This window comes from Cupriavidus sp., from assembly GCF_057315035.1.
The window spans coordinates 670,070-688,064 of the sequence record NZ_DBHKYV010000001.1; the positions used below are offsets into that span (position 1 = coordinate 670,070).

General features: G+C 63.5%; 15 protein-coding genes. 11 read left to right on the plus strand and 4 right to left on the minus strand.

What is annotated here, in order from left to right:
- Positions 1-257: 257 nt before the first annotated feature.
- The 3 genes from gyrB to dnaA form a co-directional block, all read right to left on the minus strand.
- Complete coding sequence (gene gyrB, locus ACO550_RS03160) at positions 258-2,783, minus strand: DNA topoisomerase (ATP-hydrolyzing) subunit B (RefSeq protein ID WP_315594754.1); 2,526 nt, start codon at positions 2,781-2,783, stop codon at positions 258-260.
- Between the two features lie 185 nt (positions 2,784-2,968).
- On the minus strand, positions 2,969-4,084 hold the full coding sequence (dnaN, locus tag ACO550_RS03165) for a DNA polymerase III subunit beta (protein WP_315594753.1): 1,116 nt from the start codon (positions 4,082-4,084) through the stop codon (positions 2,969-2,971).
- 364 nt (positions 4,085-4,448) lie between these two features.
- Positions 4,449-6,146 carry a chromosomal replication initiator protein DnaA gene (dnaA, locus tag ACO550_RS03170; protein ID WP_315594752.1) on the minus strand — a complete coding sequence of 566 codons (1,698 nt, stop codon included), beginning with the start codon at positions 6,144-6,146 and terminating at the stop codon, positions 4,449-4,451.
- 853 nt (positions 6,147-6,999) lie between these two features.
- On the opposite strand from dnaA, the gene rpmH reads away from it, so the two are divergent.
- The 11 genes from rpmH to ACO550_RS03225 all read left to right on the plus strand — a co-directional run bounded on the left by rpmH (position 7,000) and on the right by ACO550_RS03225 (position 15,765).
- The gene (rpmH, locus tag ACO550_RS03175; RefSeq protein WP_008650850.1) at positions 7,000-7,134 is read left to right on the plus strand and encodes a 50S ribosomal protein L34; all 135 of its coding nucleotides are present in this window, start codon (positions 7,000-7,002) and stop codon (positions 7,132-7,134) included.
- 144 nt (positions 7,135-7,278) lie between these two features.
- Complete coding sequence (rnpA, locus tag ACO550_RS03180; RefSeq protein ID WP_315594751.1) at positions 7,279-7,710, plus strand: ribonuclease P protein component; 432 nt, start codon at positions 7,279-7,281, stop codon at positions 7,708-7,710.
- An 8-nt stretch (positions 7,711-7,718) separates the two neighbouring features.
- On the plus strand, positions 7,719-8,009 hold the full coding sequence (yidD, locus tag ACO550_RS03185) for a membrane protein insertion efficiency factor YidD (RefSeq protein ID WP_315594750.1): 291 nt from the start codon (positions 7,719-7,721) through the stop codon (positions 8,007-8,009).
- A gap of 22 nt (positions 8,010-8,031) precedes the next feature.
- The gene (yidC, locus tag ACO550_RS03190) at positions 8,032-9,708 is read left to right on the plus strand and encodes a membrane protein insertase YidC (protein WP_315594749.1); all 1,677 of its coding nucleotides are present in this window, start codon (positions 8,032-8,034) and stop codon (positions 9,706-9,708) included.
- Positions 9,709-9,837: 129 nt separating this feature from the next.
- Positions 9,838-10,608 (plus strand): trans-aconitate 2-methyltransferase, encoded by a 771-nt coding sequence (tam, locus tag ACO550_RS03195; protein ID WP_315594748.1) that lies wholly within the window; start codon positions 9,838-9,840, stop codon positions 10,606-10,608.
- An 89-nt stretch (positions 10,609-10,697) separates the two neighbouring features.
- Positions 10,698-11,459, plus strand: a complete 762-nt coding sequence (locus ACO550_RS03200) for a CHAD domain-containing protein (protein ID WP_315594747.1) — start codon at positions 10,698-10,700, stop codon at positions 11,457-11,459.
- A 47-nt stretch (positions 11,460-11,506) separates the two neighbouring features.
- The gene (gene mnmE, locus ACO550_RS03205) at positions 11,507-12,934 is read left to right on the plus strand and encodes a tRNA uridine-5-carboxymethylaminomethyl(34) synthesis GTPase MnmE (RefSeq protein WP_315594746.1); all 1,428 of its coding nucleotides are present in this window, start codon (positions 11,507-11,509) and stop codon (positions 12,932-12,934) included.
- A 214-nt stretch (positions 12,935-13,148) separates the two neighbouring features.
- Positions 13,149-13,646 (plus strand): hypothetical protein, encoded by a 498-nt coding sequence (locus ACO550_RS03210; protein WP_315594745.1) that lies wholly within the window; start codon positions 13,149-13,151, stop codon positions 13,644-13,646.
- A 112-nt stretch (positions 13,647-13,758) separates the two neighbouring features.
- The gene (locus tag ACO550_RS03215; protein ID WP_315594744.1) at positions 13,759-14,355 is read left to right on the plus strand and encodes a TetR family transcriptional regulator; all 597 of its coding nucleotides are present in this window, start codon (positions 13,759-13,761) and stop codon (positions 14,353-14,355) included.
- Positions 14,356-14,423: 68 nt separating this feature from the next.
- Entirely contained in the window at positions 14,424-14,984 is a 561-nt protein-coding gene (locus ACO550_RS03220; protein ID WP_315594743.1) for an OB-fold protein, read from the plus strand.
- 193 nt (positions 14,985-15,177) lie between these two features.
- On the plus strand, positions 15,178-15,765 hold the full coding sequence (locus tag ACO550_RS03225; protein WP_315594772.1) for an Sbal_3080 family lipoprotein: 588 nt from the start codon (positions 15,178-15,180) through the stop codon (positions 15,763-15,765).
- A 22-nt stretch (positions 15,766-15,787) separates the two neighbouring features.
- Here ACO550_RS03225 and ACO550_RS03230 read toward each other — a convergent pair whose 3' ends face one another.
- Positions 15,788-17,800, minus strand: coding sequence for a methyl-accepting chemotaxis protein (locus ACO550_RS03230; protein ID WP_315594742.1), 2,013 nt, complete (start codon positions 17,798-17,800; stop codon positions 15,788-15,790).
- Positions 17,801-17,995 lie beyond the last annotated feature (195 nt).

Here is a 17,995-nt window from a genome sequence, read left to right on the forward strand (position 1 = left end):
CATTAGCCAGCCTCGGTGCCACATCATTTGACCAGCCGTATCGGCCCTTTCTACCCGGAGAACGCTGCAACAGCCCCGACAACGCGTCTCGCCTTTTCTAAGATGACGGTCGCTACTCACGTCAGAACTCTCCAGCAGACCGCTCGTCAGCGTCTGCTTACGAAAAAACCGCCACGAAGGCGGTTTTTTCATTTACTGCGTCACAAAATTTTCAATAACTTGGCACGGTTTTCACTTTCTGTGTCATCCGACACACCTCAAACATCAATATTGCGCGCCACCAGTGCATTGCTTTCAATGAAGTTGCGGCGTGGCTCGACCTCATCGCCCATCAGTGTGGTGAAGATCTGGTCCGCGGCGATTGCGTCTTCGATCTGTACCTTGAGCAGGCGGCGTTGCGTGACGTCGAGCGTGGTTTCGAACAGCTGCTCGGGGTTCATTTCGCCAAGGCCCTTGTAGCGCTGGCGCGTTACGCCGCGTTCGGCTTCGCTCAGCAGCCACTGCATGGCCTGGTGGAAGTCCGCCACGGTCTGCTCGCGCATCTTCTCACCCTCGCCGCGCTTGACGCGGGTGCCGTCCGGGATCAGGCCCTGGAACGTGGTGGCCGCGCGGGCCAGCGCAGCGTAGTCCGCGCCATGCACGAAATCGGCATCGAGGTGCGACAGGCGCACGTTGCCGTGATGGCGACGCGCAATCATCAGGCGATGCTTGTCGGTCTTCTCGTCGAATTGCGCATAGACGTCGGCGGTGCCATCGTCGTTCACCGCGGCGCCGAGCAGCGTCTTGGCGTGCATTTCGGCAAGCTTGGCCTTCAGTGCCACGGCCGAGGCCTCGGCTGCGGCGGCATTGTCGAGGTCCAGCGCCACGCCATCGGCGATGGCACGCAGGGCCTCGGTATCGACGATGCGCGACAGCCGGCCGATCACCCCTTCGGTCAACTGGTACTGGCGGGCCAGTTCGCCAAGCGCGTCAGCGGCAATCTCGCTGCCATCCGGGCGGATCAACGCGGCCTTCTCCATTGCCAGCTTCAGCAGGTAAGCATTCAGCTCGGTGTCGTCCTTGATATAGCGCTCTTCCTTGCCGTGCTTGATCTTGTAAAGCGGCGGCTGGGCAATGTAGACGTAGCCACGCTCGATGATGTCCGGCATCTGGCGATAGAAGAACGTCAGCAGCAGCGTACGGATGTGCGAGCCGTCCACGTCCGCATCGGTCATGATGATGATGCGGTGATAGCGCAGCTTTTCGAGGTTGTAGTCGTCCTTGCCGATGCCGGTGCCAAGCGCGGTGATCAGCGTCAGCACTTCCTGGCTCGACAGCATCTTGTCGAAGCGCGCGCGTTCCACGTTCAGGATCTTGCCCTTGAGCGGCAGGATTGCCTGGAACTTGCGGTCGCGGCCTTGCTTGGCCGATCCGCCTGCGGAGTCACCCTCCACCAGGAACAGTTCGGATTGCGCGGGATCCTTTTCCTGGCAGTCGGCCAGCTTGCCGGGCAGGCCCATGCCGTCCATCACACCCTTGCGGCGCGTCATTTCGCGCGCCTTGCGCGCGGCTTCGCGCGCGCGGGCAGCATCGACGATCTTGCCGCAGATGATCTTGGCGTCGTTCGGCGTTTCCAGCAGGAAATCGGCCAACGCCTTGCCGACCAGTTCTTCCACCGGCAGGCGCACTTCGGACGACACGAGCTTGTCCTTGGTCTGCGAGCTGAACTTCGGCTCGGGCACCTTCACCGACAGCACGCAGGCCAGGCCTTCGCGCATGTCATCGCCACTGGTTTCGATCTTGGCCTTCTTGGCGATCTCGTTTTCTTCGATGTACTTGTTGATGACGCGCGTCATCCCCGCACGCAGGCCGGTCATGTGGGTACCACCGTCGCGTTGCGGAATATTGTTCGTGAAGCAGAGCACCTGCTCGTTGTAGCCATCGTTCCACTGCATGGCCACTTCCACGGCGATACCGTCCTTCTCGGCGTTCGCATAGAAGATGTTCGGGTGCAGCGTCGTCTTGGCGCGGTTGATGTACTCGACGAAACCCTTCACGCCGCCCGAGAACGCGAAGTCCTCTTCCTTGCCGGTGCGCTGGTCAACCAGCTTGATATGCACGCCATTGTTCAGGAACGACAGTTCGCGGATGCGCTTGGACAGCACCTCGTAGTGGAACTCGACGTTCGTGAAGATTTCCTCGTCGGCCAGGAAATGCACTTCGGTGCCGCGCTTGTCGGTGGCACCGACGATCTTCATCGGCGACACTTCGACGGGCTGGCCATCCGGACCCGTTACGGTCTCGACGATGCGGTTCTGCACTTCGCCCTTGGCGAATTCGATCAGGTTGACCTGGCCATCGCGGCGCACGGTCAGGCGCAGCCACTTCGACAGTGCATTCACGCAGGACACGCCCACGCCGTGCAGGCCGCCGGACACCTTGTAGCTGTTCTGGTTGAACTTGCCGCCGGCGTGCAGCTCGGTCATCGCGATTTCCGCGGCGCTGCGCTTTGGCTCGTGCTTGTCGTCGAACTTCACGGCAGGAGGAATGCCACGGCCGTTATCGACGATCGAGATCGAGTTGTCGGTATGGATCGTGACCAGGATCTCGGTGCAATAGCCGGCCAGCGCTTCGTCGATCGAGTTGTCCAGCACCTCGAACACCAGGTGGTGCAGGCCGGTGCCGTCCGATGTATCGCCGATATACATGCCGGGACGCTTGCGCACCGCTTCCAGGCCTTCCAGGATCTGGATCGAAGAGGCGCCGTAAGTGTTTTCCTGCTGCGGTTTCTGCTGATCGGTCATGTTTTCCTACTCACGATACTCACGGCAATGGCGGAGAAAACCGGACCCTCGCCTCGGTGGCGACGGGTGCGGCAATACCGCCATTGCGGGTTACTTAAAAACGGCAAAAGGGGCGGATCGCCTGGATCCGGCCCCTGCTGCGGTGTGTGCCCGATTGTGTATGGATGGCGACTCGGTCTTGGCCATCAAATGCGCATCGGCATCACGACGTACTTGAAGTTGTCGTCTTCCGGCACGGTAATCAGCGCACTCGAATTGGAGTCGCCGAGGCTGACCTGCACCTGCTCGCTCTTGAGATTGCCGAGCACGTCGAGCAGGTAGGTCACGTTAAAGCCGATATCGAGCGCGTCGCCCGAATAATCGAGTTCCAGTTCTTCCTGCGCCTCTTCCTGATCGGCGTTGGTCGAGCTGATTTTCAGCACATGCGTATCCAGGATGCAGCGCACGCCCTTGAACTTGTCCGTGGTCAGGATCGCGGTACGTTGCAGCGCCTGCTGCAGCTGGACCCGGTCGATCGCGAACGCATTCTTGTAGCCCTTCGGGATCACGCGCTGGAAATCCGGGAACTTGCCTTCCACGAGCTTGCTGATCAGCTCCACATTGGCAAACGTGAACTTGACCTGGTTCGCGGCCAGCTGCACCTGTACGGGATCATCGTTGTCCTCGAGCAGGCGTTGCAGTTCCAGGATGGTCTTGCGCGGGATGATCACTTCCTGGCGCGAACCCACGCCGGTAGCTTCGTTCTCGAGCTCCACGCCGCAGTACGCCAGCCGATGGCCATCGGTTGCCACCGCCATGACCTTCTTGCCGTCGACCACCAGCAGCATGCCGTTCAGGTAATAGCGGATATCCTGCTGCGCCATCGCGAAGTGGACCATCGCCAGCAGGTGCTTGAACGTCTTCTGCGGCAGGCTAACGCTCGCGTTGAATTCGGCGGCTTCCGCCACGGTCGGGAATTCCTCGGCGGCCAGCGTCTGCAGCGCGAATCGGCTCTTGCCCGATTGCACCGTCATGCGCTTGTCGTTCAGCGACAGTGCCACGTCGCCGTCAGGCATCGCACGCAGGATGTCCAGCAGCTTGCGCGCGGCCACGGTGGTTGCCACGTCGTCGCTGCCAACGCCGCATTCCGCATGCGTGGTGATCTGGATTTCGATGTCGGTCGAAAGGAAGGATACGTTCGAGCCGGACTTGCGAATCAGCAGGTTGGCCAGGATCGGGAGGGTGTGGCGGCGCTCCACGATGCCGCTCACGATTTGCAGCGGACGCAGCAGATTGTCTCGCGAGGTTTTGACCAATTGCATTGAATTTATCCTTCGTCGGTTGTCGTCGGCGACCGCGGAATAAGGCGATACTCCGTGATATCCAAATTCACTTAGGAATCAAGGAGTTAATGTCGCGCATTGTACCAAGGATAAGCCGCTGCGGTGAAGCGGGACGAATCCGGCGGGCGCCCGGCTGTGCACAAAATGCCACGCTTGGGTCACCACTCCCGCCAACTCGTCCCGACTCACCGCAAAGCCTTATCTGAGGCCGAATTCCCGCGATACAACAGTTGCACTGGCGTCCGCTTGCCGCCGGACGCGCACCCAGTAGTATGCCAGCCCGGCAAGGCCGGCTTTCAAAAACCCGTTCGGGCATCGGCGCGCCAGGAAACGGCGCGCCCGTTCACCCCTTGAGCGTCTGCTCCAGCACGTGCAGTTCGTGATTGAGCTGCGCGTCCTTGCTGCGCTCGTCGGCAATCTTGCGCACCGCATGCAGCACCGTCGTGTGATCGCGGCCACCGAACAGTTCGCCGATCTCGGGCAGGCTCTTCTGCGTCAGTTCCTTGGCCAGGTACATCGCGATCTGGCGCGGCCGCGCGATATTGGCCGGCCGCTTCTTCGAGTACATGTCCGCGACCTTGATGTTGTAGAAATCGGCACAGGTCTTCTGGATGTTCTCCACGGAGATCTGGCGGTTCTGCACGGTCAGCAGGTCCTTGAGCGCCTCGCGCGTGACATCGATCGTGATGTCCTTGCCGTGGAAGTTCGAGAACGCCAGGATCTTGCGCAGCGCGCCTTCGAGCTCGCGCACGTTGGAGCGCAGGTGCTTGGCCACGAAGAATGCGACTTCCTCGGGCACGCTCACGTTTTCCGCGGCCGCCTTCTTCATCAGGATGGCCACGCGCATTTCCAGTTCGGGCGGCTCGATCGCCACCGTCAGCCCGGAATCGAAACGCGAGATCAGGCGGTCGTCGATGCCGGTGATCTCCTTCGGATACGTATCGCTGGTGATGATCACCTGCGCACGGTTCGCGATCAGCGCCTCGAACGCATAGAAGAACTCTTCCTGCGTGCGGTTCTTGCCCGAGAAGAACTGGATATCGTCGATCAGCAGCAGATCCAGCGAGTGGTAATACCGCTTGAATTCGTCGAACGCCTTCCGCTGGTAGGCCTTCACCACGTCAGACACGTACTGTTCGGCGTGGATATAGCGGATGCGCGCGCGCGGGTTCTCCATCAGCATGAAGTTGCCGATGGCATGAATCAGGTGGGTCTTGCCCAGGCCCACGCCACCATACAGGTAGAGCGGGTTGTAGGACTTGCCCGGGTTGTTGGCCACCTGGATCGCCGCGGCACGTGCCAGCTGGTTGGCCTTGCCGGTCACGAAGTTGTCGAACGTCAGGATCGGGTTCAGGCGCGAGCGCTCGTGTACCGTGTCGTTCGGCTGGGCGCCTGCGGCGGCCGGCTGCTGGGAAGGCATACGGTGAGAGCGGGCACTGGCTTCGGACGGATCCATCTGGGCCACGTCGATCTCGCCCATATCCGGCATCTGCGCACCGCCATTGCCCTGCAGCGGGTGTCCGGTCGGCGAAGCACCACGATTCGGCATCGACCCGGGCGCCGACGGATAGGGCGCCTGGCCAGCCATCGCACCGTAGCCGGCCTGACCGGCATTCACCTGGCCGGGATAGTCGTTGTAGCCGCCCATCTGGGACGGATGCGGCTGGTGCACTGGCGCGCCCGCAGGGCCGCCAGGGTAGGGCGCGCCGCCCGTACCCATTGCAGCGTGAGCGCCGCCATGATCAAGGCCCTGCTGCATGGCCTGCTGCGTATAGGTAGCTGCGCGCCCCGACGCTGCGGGATCCAGAACAAAGTGAACGCTGACCTGCGTTTCCCAGTATTCGCACGCGAGCGCGGTAATGCGGCCCGAGAACTGGCTCTTGACCCAATCGAGCTTGAAGCGGTTGGGCGCGGCAATGCGCAGCGCATGGGCTTCCTCGTCGAACGCGACGGGCGCCAACGGCTTGATCCAGGTCTTGAACTGTTGCGGCGTCAGCTCGCGCTCGAGTTGCGCAGCTGCCGCCTGCCAGAAATCTTGCATGTGTTCTTCTGAGTGATCGTACCGCCCTATGGACGGCATTTCACGAGTGGCGCGGCGCTCACTCCCAGCGAGACCTCCTGCATGCCTGAGGCGTCATTCCCGAACGCGAAAGGCAATACGCCGTCCACGAATGCAATGCATCGCAACGGCGGTCAACATGGGTATACGTTTTCGGTATACCGAAGGCAGGCAGTCCCGGGTTGTGCGTGTGCCACGCGGCCCGTGTAGTGTTTGGACCGGGATTGTACCCCCCGCCCCAAGTTATCCACAAAGGATAACCCTGTGGACAAGTTGTGAAGATTCAGTGGATTTGTGTGCACAACCGGTGTGGATAGCCGCCACCCGAGAGGCTCGAAACGGTTGATAATCCATCGGAAACAAGGACTTGATGGCTCCCGCTACTACATATGGGTGACCCCCGATACCCACAGAGTTACCCACCGTCTGTTGTGGACAATGGCGCACCGGCGTTTACCTGCATCAGATTCGGCCCGCACATGCGCGTTGGAATTGGCCATCTGGATCCTTGACACTCGCGACGAAAATCGGTTAAATGGCGGGTTCTGCGATGCGGCAGGGGATCACGTATGCGCATCGCCGGGTCTGGCCCGTACCGCCACGTGTAAACACGGCGGCATCAGGCAAGCGGCCTGATCCCCGCCAGTGCTTGGCCCCAGCGGCGAAGCCAGCGGCGGCCGGCAGCAAGACAGAACCAGAATCGTCGGCATCGCCGCAGCAACCTCGCAGCAATTGTGTCTGCAGTGCGGCAGCCCCATGCGAACCATACGCGGCGGCAAAGGCGCACCGGCACCAGCCGACGCCCGGAAAGCCCGGATCAACCAGAGAGTGCAACATGAAACGTACCTACCAACCTTCCGTTACCCGCCGCAAGCGTACCCATGGTTTCCGCGTGCGCATGAAGACCCGCGGCGGCCGTGCCGTGATCAACGCACGTCGCGCCAAGGGCCGCAAGCGCCTGGCTATCTGAGCGCCTGGCGACCGGCCGGGACGGCAGTGATCGCGATGGCTCGCCATCGCACCTGACACTGCCCCCCCCCCTGCCAAGCGCCTCGCACTCAGGATGGCCAGGAACGCCGCCGCCGAAGCCCGCTTCCCGCTAGCTTTGACCAGCGTGTCGGACCATGCCTTTCCCAAAGCCGCGAGGCTTACAAAGACGGATGAGTTTTCATCCGTTTTTGCTTTGCGGCCCCGGCGTCGAAGTACGCACTTCGTGCTGTACGTGCGCGCCAACGGCCTGGCCCAGGCCCGGCTGGGGATCGTCGTCGGCAAGAAGTTCGCACCGCGCGCGGCCGAGCGCAATCTCGTGAAGCGCATGGTGCGGGAACTGTTTCGCGGCAGACAGGCCCAATTCGCGGGCCGTGACATCTTGTTACGGTTGCAGGCAAAGTTTCCGCGTGCGGACTTTGCCAGCCGGGCTGCCATACGGCGTGCCTGCCACGCCGAACTGAGCGGCCTGCTGGATGTTGCAGCAAAGCCGTTACCAGTCCCGGCCGCACCGTCGCCGGCTGCCGAAGCACCGGCTACACCCGCGGCGCCCGCCTGACCATCACCATGAAGCGAATCCTGCTTGCCCTGCTGCGCATCTACAAGATCGCCCTGAGTCCTTACCTGGGCTCGCAGTGCCGCTTCATGCCAACGTGTTCCGACTATGCCCGCGACGCCATCGTCAGCCATGGCCCCGCGCGTGGCACCTGGATGGCCGCGTGCAGACTCTGCCGTTGCCATCCTTTCGCAAAGGGCGGGTATGATCCCGTGCCCGAGCCTGCAGTAAGCAGTACTGGCACCACGGTGCCCGCCGCACCTGGCCGCCCGACTGTCACGGTCCGGCTCCCCAGACCCTGATTTCCTCCGACCATAGCGAGACATGGATATCAAACGCACCATCCTGTGGGTCATCTTCTCGATGTCCCTCGTGCTGCTCTACGACAACTGGCAGCGCGCCAACGGCCACGCGTCGATGTTCTTCCCGAGCGCCAACACGCAACAGCAGGCCGCCCCTGCCAATGGCGCGAGCGGCGCAGCGGCCCAGGGTGACGTGCCCCGCGCCAGCGCGACGAACGCTTCGGCACCTGGCGCCGTTCCTGGCGCACCGCAGGCTGCCGCCCAGCCCACCGGCGAGAAGGTCGTGGTCACCACTGACGAAGTGCGTGCCGAGATCGATACCGCCGGCGGCATTCTGTCGCGCCTGGAGCTGCTCAACGAGCACGAAAAGGACGGCAAGCCGGTTGTGCTGTTCGAACGCGACGCCACGCGTACCTATCTGGCCCGTTCCGGCCTGATCGGCGGCGACCTGCCCAACCACACCACGGTGTTCACCGCCGCCCCGGGTGCCCGCACCCTGGAGTCGGGCCAGGACAAGCTTGACGTGGTGCTGACCGCAGAGAAGAACGGCGTGAAGTTCGTCAAGACCTACACGTTCCGCAAGGGCAGCTACGTGGTCGATGCCCGCTTCGACGTCACCAACGCAGGCACCGCGCCGGTATCGCCGACGCTGTACCTGGAACTGGCACGTGACGGCAGCAAGGTGGAACAGTCGCAGTTCTACAGCACGTTCACGGGCCCGGCCATCTACACGAACGCCGACAAGTACCACAAGCTCAGCTTCGAGGACATCGCCAAGGGCAAGGCCACCGTGCCGGCTGCTTCCGACAGCGGCTGGGTGGCGATGGTGCAGCACTACTTTGCCTCGGCCTGGATCCCGCAGACCGGCAAGCAGCACACCTTCTACGCCGAGCAGATCGATCCGAACCTGTACCGCGTGGGGATCCAGCAGCCGCTGGGCCAGATCGCCCCGGGCGCCACGGTGAGCACCGATGCCCGCCTGTTCGCCGGTCCTCAGGAAGAGCGCATGCTCGAGAAGATCACGCCGGGCCTGGAACTGGTCAAGGACTATGGCTGGCTGACCATCCTGGCCAAGCCGCTGTTCTGGCTGCTGGAAAAGCTCCATGGCTTCCTGAACAACTGGGGCTGGTCGATCATCGCGCTGACCGTGCTGATCAAGCTGGTGTTCTTCCCGCTGTCGGCTGCCAGCTACAAGTCGATGGGCAAGATGAAGGACCTGCAGCCGCGCATGACGGCCATCCGCGAGCGCCACAAGGGCGATCCGCAGAAGATGAACCAGGAGATGATGGCGCTGTACCGCACCGAGAAGGTCAACCCGCTCGGTGGCTGCCTGCCGATCGTGATCCAGATCCCGGTGTTCATCGCGCTGTACTGGGTGCTGCTGTCGTCGGTGGAAATGCGCGGTGCCCCGTGGCTGGGCTGGATTCACGACCTGTCGGTTCCGGATCCGTTCTACATCCTGCCGGTCGTGATGGCCGTGTCGATGTTCGTGCAGACCAAGCTGAACCCGACCCCGCCGGATCCCGTGCAGGCCAAGGTCATGATGATCATGCCGCTGGTGTTTTCGTTCATGTTCTTCTTCTTCCCGGCCGGCCTCGTGCTGTACTGGGTTGTGAACAACATCCTGTCGATCGCCCAGCAATGGCAGATCAACCGGATGCTTGGCAAGGGCAAGGCCGCCGCGGTGGCCAAGAGCTAAGCGCAAGCGATCGAACCCGATCTACAAGGAACCCGGCCTGGCGCCGGGTTTTTTGTTTTCCTGTTTGAGGCGTATGCTTCGAGTCTTATATAAGACTTCGCAACCAACGAACCTCAAAAAGGGGATGCCATGACCTGGTCGGCCAGCCAATACGTACAGTTCGAGGATGAACGGACCCGCCCGGTGCGGGACCTCGTGGGGGCCATTCCCACCGCCACTGCCCGGCGCGTGGTCGATATCGGTTGCGGGCCTGGCAATTCCACCGAAGTGCTGGCCGCGCGCTACGGCGATGCCCAGGCGACTGGCCTGGACAGCGACGCCGACATGATTGCCGCCGCCCGCAAGCGCCTGCCTGACCTGCAGTTCGATATCGCCGACGTCACACAATGGCAAGACGCGGGCCCCTGGGACGTGATCCTGGCCAATGCGGTGTTCCAGTGGGTACCCGATCACGCGACGCTGTTTCCGTCGCTGGTCGGAAAGCTCGCCCCGGGCGGCAGCCTGGCGGTCCAGATGCCGGACAACCTCAACGAGCCACCGCATTTGCTGATGCGCGAGACGGCCCTCAAGGGGCCCTGGTCGGCCAAGCTCACGGCCGCCGCCGATGCCCGCACCGCGCTGGCTTCGGAACGCTGGTACTACGAGATGCTGAAGCCGCACTGCTCGCGCGTGGATATCTGGCGCACGATCTACCAGCATCCGCTGAAAGGCGGTGCCGCCGCGGTGGTCGAATGGTTCAAGGGCAGTGGTCTGCGCCCGTTCCTGGCACCGCTGGACGATGCCGAGAAGGCCGACTACCTGGCCCAGTATGAAGCCGCGCTAGCCAGCGTCTTTCCAGCGATGGCCGACGGCACGGTGCTGCTGCCGTTCCCGCGCGTGTTTATCGTCGCAACGCGATAGCAGGCTCGGCCTCCGGCGCCGGGGTGCGCCATCGCCTACACTAGACGGACGCTGCGCAGTCATTCTCTTTCCTGATCAGAGATACCGCCATGAGCCGCCAGCCTTTGCTGCACCGGAAGATGCGCCCCGCCGCCGCGTTCGTCGCCTTGGGCGAAAGCGGCTTGCGCAGCGTCAACGACCTGCTCGACACCTTGCAGCATCGTGACCAGGTGGAGGATATCCACGCGCTGCGCGTAGCCGTGCGTCACCTGCGCGCCGTCAGCTGGGCGTTTGGCCCCGTCCTGCCTGAGCCGGTCAGGCTGCGCTGGAAGCAGGCGCTACGCGACGTGGCCAACGCGGCTGGCGATGTACGCGACTGGGACGTCTTTATCGCCGAAACGCTTGCCCCGGCATTGGCGCAGCAGCCCGAAGACCCCGTGCTGGTCGCGCTGATCGACACCGCCCAGGCAAGGCGTGCCACTGCGCATGCCTCGATGATGTCGCGGCTGTCGCGCTATCGGCAGTCGCCGCTGCCCACACTGAACCGCGACCTGCTGCATCTGTCAGAACAGAAGTCCGACGGGCGCATGGAAACCTTTGCGCCGCGCCGCATCCGCAAGGCACGCCGCCGGGTGCGCGATCTGGCGCGCATCGCGCGCGATGGCCAGACCGCGCATGTCCACAAACTACGCATCGGCAACAAGCGCCTGCGCTATGCGATCGAGGCCCTGTCCGACGTGCTGCCGGGCCGCTATCGCAAGCGCCTGCGCAAGAAACTGGTAGCGCGGCAGACCGAGCTCGGCGCCGTGATCGATGGCGCCGTTGCGCGCCGCCTGATGAGCGAATGCCTGTCAGTTGGCCCGCAAGCCTGAACCGCGGCCCCTCGGTTTTGCAAAAGCGATCTGCGACAATACTGCCCATGACTGCAAACCAGCTTCCCATTGCCGCGATCGCCACCGCACCGGGCCGCGGCGGCATCGGCGTCGTACGCGTGTCGGGCCCCGATGTCGGCACCGTGATGCGCGCTGTTTGCGGGCGCGCCTTGCAACCGCGCCATGCCACCTACCTGCCGTTCCTCGATGGGCACGGCAAGGTCATCGACCATGGCCTGGCACTGTACTTCCCGGCACCAAACTCCTACACCGGCGAGGAAGTGCTTGAATTGCAGGGCCATGGCGGCCCGGTGGTCATGCAGATGCTGTTGTCGCGCTGCCTCGAGGCCGGCAAGTCCATTGGCCTGCGCGTGGCCGAGCCGGGCGAATTCACACGCCGCGCGTTCCTGAACGACAAGCTCGACCTGGCCCAGGCCGAGGCGGTAGCCGACCTGATCGAGGCCAGCACCGAGGCAGCCGCACGCTCTGCCGCACGTTCGATGGAAGGTGAGTTCTCGAACGCGATCCACGCGCTGGTTGAGAAGGTGATTCACCTGCGCATGCTGGTGGAAGCCACGCTCGACTTCCCCGAGGAAGAGATCGATTTCCTCGAAGCCTCGGACGCCCGCGGCCAATTGGCACGCATCCGCGAGGATCTTGCCGGCGTTCTCAAGCAGGCGCGCCAGGGATCGTTGCTGCGCGAAGGACTTTCAGTGGTGCTGGCCGGCCAGCCTAACGTTGGCAAGTCGTCGTTGCTCAATGCACTCGCCGGCGCGGAACTGGCCATCGTCACGCCGATTGCCGGCACCACGCGCGACCGCGTGCGCGAGACCATCCAGATCGACGGCATTCCGCTTCATATCATCGACACCGCCGGCCTGCGCGACGACGCCGCCGACGAAGTGGAGCGCATCGGCATCGAGCGCACCTGGGATGCGATTCGCCGCGCCGATATCGTGCTGCATCTGGTGGATGCCGCCGACTATCTGGAGCACGGCATTTCCGAAATCGACGACCATATCGACGACCGCCTGAGCGGACACCTGCCACCGGGCTCGCCAATCGTGCGCGTGGTTAACAAGATCGATCTTGCGCCTGCTGCCGGTGCGATGGGATTCGCTGGCAACCGTCCGCATGTGGTAGCCGCCAACGGCCCCAATCCGACCGAGATCTGGATCTCGGCGCGCAGCGGCACCGGCATCGACCTGATGCGCGGCGAACTGCTGCGCCTGATCGGCTGGCAATCTGGCAACGAAGGCACCTTCCTGGCACGCGAACGCCATCTCACAGCGCTACGCAATGCACAGTCGCACCTCGACTGCGCGGTGGAACGCGCCGAACAGAACGCCCAGGCGCTGGACCTGTTCGCGGAAGAACTGCGACTGGCACAGGACCACCTGAACAGCATCACGGGCGAGTTCACCAGCGATGACCTGCTCGGTACGATTTTTACGCGGTTTTGTATTGGGAAGTAAGCAGTCGATTCTGCTGGAGCACAGTTGCGCATCCCTTGATATCAATCAGCCCCGCCTGTGAAGCCGACAAGGCAAAGCAGGCCTGCCAGCGTTCCGGCCGGGAGGTCGTCGACCATTTTGTCGACGCCGACAAAATGGTCTCCTTGGGTTCCAGAGCCAAGCGAAAGGTGGAAGACTTTCCCCTCTCCCGCTACCTGAACGTACAGCAAGCCCCATGAACACCTCTGCGCGCAGCCGCTCACTCACTTCCGGCGAAGTGTCCCTGGCCCGCGAGATCTATGCGGACTCGGTCGACTACGATCGCGTGCGTATCCACTACCGCAACTTTGTGTTCTGGCAAGGCGCGCGCTACATCATCACGCCGAACGGGCAGATCTACCTTGGCCGCAGGTTGCGCGGTATCGCGGACTTCAGCAAGACCGGCCTGCCGATGCAGGGCTTGTTCATCCACGAGATGGCACACGTCTGGCAGCATCAGCATGGCGTCCGTGTCTTGCTGCGCGGCGCTATCGAGCAGATCCTGCATTTCCTGGGCTTCGACCAGTATCGATACCGGCTGGAAGCAGGCAAGGCACTCGCGGCATACCGGCTTGAACAGCAGGGCGAGATCCTGCGCGACTATTTCCTGGCGCGCCGGGGGCAGAACGCACCGTACAGCGCCGGGCAGTACCTGGCGATGCTTGGCGGACATGACACCACCACCATCGTGTGACACCGCGCGGGTGTGCGTGTTGCATTGAACCGAAGTCTCATTCAAACCGAACCGCGTTGACTTGCGGTGCGATGTGGCGGACCATCGGCCACACAGCGACCTGGAGCAGATCATGCCGCGCGTATCGAAGGCGGAAGCGGAGAAGAACCGCGCAATCATTGAGCAGGTATCGTCACGGTTGTTCCGTGAGCAGGGTTTCCACGGCATCAGCGTGGCCGACCTGATGGGCGCCGCCGGCCTGACGCATGGCGGCTTCTATGGCCATTTCGAATCCAAGGACGCACTGGCGGCCATTGCCTGCACGCGCGCCTTCGAGGAGTCGGAAGCACGTTGGCGCAAGCGCGTGGACGATGCACCGGACCGCACCGCGGCCCTGACGGCGCTGATCGACGGCTACCTCAGCGCACGCAACCGCAATAGCGCAGGCACCGGCTGTCCGGTGGCGGCGCTGGCCAACGACGTGGCACGCGAGCCGGACAACAAGCCAGTGCGTGCAGCGTTCCACGAAGGCCTCGAGAATCTGCTCGAGATCCTGTCCGGCATCCAGACCAGTGCCGACGACGCTGCCAATCGCAGCACGGCGCTGGCACAGATGGCCACGCTGGCCGGTGCCCTGATGCTGGCGCGCGCCACGCAAGGCACCCCGCTGTCGAATGAGGTGCTCACCGCTGCCAGGTCGTTCCTGCTGGCGCAGGTGGTTGAAAGCTAGGCGCGCTACACTGGCGGACTTCCCTACCTTTTTCCGCCCCAAGGCTCGGTTCCAGCCACCCTCAAAAGATGTTGAGTCGCCTCCAGCAAACCCTCATTGCCGTCGTTGCCGTTGTTGTGTTGTGCCTGCTGTGGTTTGTCGGCAACGACAAACAGGCCACTGTGCCGGTCGATACCGCTGGCGTATCGGACACACCCGCCAGCGTGCCGCGCGGTATTCCGCGCAATGGCACGCTCGACCCGATCAGCATCGATCCGAACCGTTCGGCCGATCCGCTGCCCCAGTACCAGGCAGACGGCCTGGCCGATGACTATCGCGACAACGCCGGGGCCGCCGACGACCTGTACCGGGGCAAATACTTCATTGTCGAAGGCGTGGCCAGCGGTATCCGGCGTGACGATGCCAAGGTATTCCTGGAAATCCGCACCAACAATCCGGGCGAAGTGGTTCGCGCGGGCCTGCTGCAGCAGCAGGTCTGTGGCCCGGCCGGGCGCACCTGTGAAGTCGAGGCGCGCGCCACGATGGTTCGCCGTGGCCAAAAGGTGGCGGTCGAGTGCACGGGTGCGGGTCTTGGCGATGGTGGCACGCCGTTGCTGGCCGACTGCCTGATTCGCGGCGGCGCCAACTAGGATTGGCGGCGCGGTAAAGCGCCGCCGGCACTACATCTGGATTTGGGGCCTCTGTCGCCTGCTGTTCGGCGCTTTGAATCGTTGCCGCTACGCCTACAGTACGCAGGCACGCTGCCGGCAATGCGTCCCTGAACCGCCACCGATTGGCGCCCCGGGCCGCCGGCACCCTCGCCGACGCGATCCAGGATCCATGATGAAGAGAGTAACGATTGCCGCCATGCTGGCCTTGCTGGCCACCGGCTGTTCCACGTACCAGAGCGTGACGCCGGTTGACCGCGCCGACCAGCCCGACCCCATTGCCGGCTACCGGCCCGGCGCCTATGGCGGCCCGGCGCAGTTCCGCGTGGACGGCAACCAGGTGGTGGGTGCCGACGGCGCATTGTTCTGCGTGATCACCAATCAGGTGAATGGCAATGCCTTCGTGGAGAGTTTCACGAAAGCGCTGCGGGCACGCAACTTCGAAGTGAAGATACTGCCACCGTACTCGTCGGTGGCATCGTGCCCGATGACGGCCACCTATAGCGCGCAACGCCAGACCTATATCACGCCGTTCCTGGTGTCGGCCGACATCGTGGTATTCCGCAATGGCGAGCGCGTCGGCAAGGCCGTGTTCAATGCCAACCGCAGCGCGGGCGGCGTGAACCTCAGCCATCTGATCCAGCCCGATGCCAAGATCGAGGATCTGGTCGACCAGCTGTTCCCGGGCCTGAAGCCCCAGCCGGCGCCTACGCAGGCCGCACCGGCACCGCAACCGGCATCGGGTACGGCGCCAGCGGCCTGAAGCCAGGCCGCCCTGGCGCCGCTCAGGCCAGGCGGAACACCTCCACCGCCTGGCGCAGCTCCTGCGCCTGGTGATGCAGGCTCTCCGCGGCTGCGGCAGCTTCTTCCACCAGCGCGGCATTCTGCTGCGTGACGGAATCCATCTCGGCCACCGCACCGCTTACCTGGGCCAGCCCCTGCGACTGCTCGCGTGACGCCACGCTGATATCGCCCATCAGTACGGCAATGGCTTCCACGCGACGCACCATGTCGTCGATGGCGGTGCCCGCCTGCTGCACGGATTCATTGCCGCTCTTCAGATCCGTCACGGTACGCTCGATCAGTTGCTTGATCTCGCCCGCCGCATTGGCACTGCGCTGCGCGAGGCTGCGCACTTCGCCCGCCACCACGGCAAACCCGCGTCCATGCTCTCCCGCGCGTGCCGCTTCCACGGCCGCATTGAGCGCAAGGATATTGGTCTGGAACGCGATACCGTCGATCATGCCGATGATGTCGACCACCTGCTGCGCATTGCGATGAACATCGGCCATGGTGGTCACCACGCGACCCACCGTAGTCCCGCCGGCACGGGCCGCATCGGCGGCGCTGGCCACGGCCTCATTGGCATCGTGCGCGTTATCGGCGTTCTGCTTCACCGTGGCGGACAGCTGCTCGATACTGGCCACCGTCCGCTCCAGGCTGCCGGCCTGCGATGCCGTGCGTGCCGACAGGTCGGCATTGCCACTGGCAATCTGGCTGGTACTGCCGGCAATCGCGCCGACACTGCCGCGCACCTTGTCGACAATGCCCGTCAGCCCCTGGCCCACGCCGTCGATGGCCCGCATCAACTGGCCGATTTCGTCGTTGCGTGCGCTATCCAGACGCGCGGTCAGGTCGCCCGATGCCAGGCGTCCGGCCACATCGGCGGCATCGGCCAGCGGCCGGCTGACCATACGGCGCAGCAGCCACCAGAATGCAGCTGAGACCGCCAGAGCGGCCAGCAAGCCGCCCGCCAGGAAGCGGTTGCGGCTGGCTACCAGCTCATCGCGCAACGATGCCAGCGGCACGGTACCCGCAATCAGCCATTGCCATTCGGGGTAGGTCGCAAACGCGGTCAGCCGCTCGGTGGGCGCGCTGTTGCCGATCGCCACCGTATTGACCACCGCACCATCCTTGGCGGCGATCATGTCGCGCACCCAAGGCTTGCCTTCACCATCCTTCGCGTCGATCTGCACGGTACCCTCGGAACCCGAGCGGTCCACCATCACCTTGCCCTGGTCCGCACCGGGCTTGGCATCGATGACGATAAACTGGCCATCGGCGCCAATGTTCTTGCGACGGATGCGGTTCTTCAGCGCTGCCAGTTCGGCTTCCACGTTCACGCCGACAAAAAGCGCACCGACGATCTTGCCAGCGGCATCGCGCACCGGTTCGTACTTGCTCATATACGGCTTGCCGAACAGCCATGCCAGCGACCGGTAGGCTTTGCCGGCAGCTACTGCCGCATAAGCCGGACTGGCGCGGTCGAGCACGGTACCAACAGCACGCTGGCCGTCCTGCTTCTTGAGCGAAGTGGTCACGCGGATATAGTCATCGCCAGTTCGTGCGAACACCGTGGCCACTACACCACCGGTATTGGCGAAGAACTTGTCCGGTACCTCGAAGCTGTTGTTAAGGACCAGTTCACCGCTGCGAAATGCGGGCGTGGCCTTGCCAGCCACCTCGATGGTCTGCGCGGGGTCCACCGCGTATGGGCCGGGCAACACCGCGGCCAAGCTCAGCAGGAAGCGGTCGGCCTCCTGCAGCATGGTGTCGTCGAGCTGGGCTACCAGTTCGCGCAGCGTCGCGCTTTCGGCGCTGATGGCCTCGCGGGCCTGCGTTTCGAGCTGGTTCATGCTGCTCAGCGACAGCGCCAGCGAGAAGGCACCAAACGCAACGACCTGGACGGCGAGCACGACCAGCGCAATGCGCGTGCCGATGCTCCAGCTGCCGGCCAGCGCGCGCACGCGGCCAGCCGACGCCTGCCTGGGCAGGGTAAGGGAAGAAGTAGAGTACAAGGGGCGCTCCGTGAATAACGCCATGCGCCGTCATGGCGCACGGATGACGCCTGCTCTGCCGGCAGGTCGTCACCACTGCGTTATCGGATGAGCAGACATCCACCTTGAATTCAGGAAATGCTTACTCTAGTTCGCCCTTGCATATGTCATGGAGTGACATGAAATGGCACTTGCAGCGGTGGTGCTGCAACCATT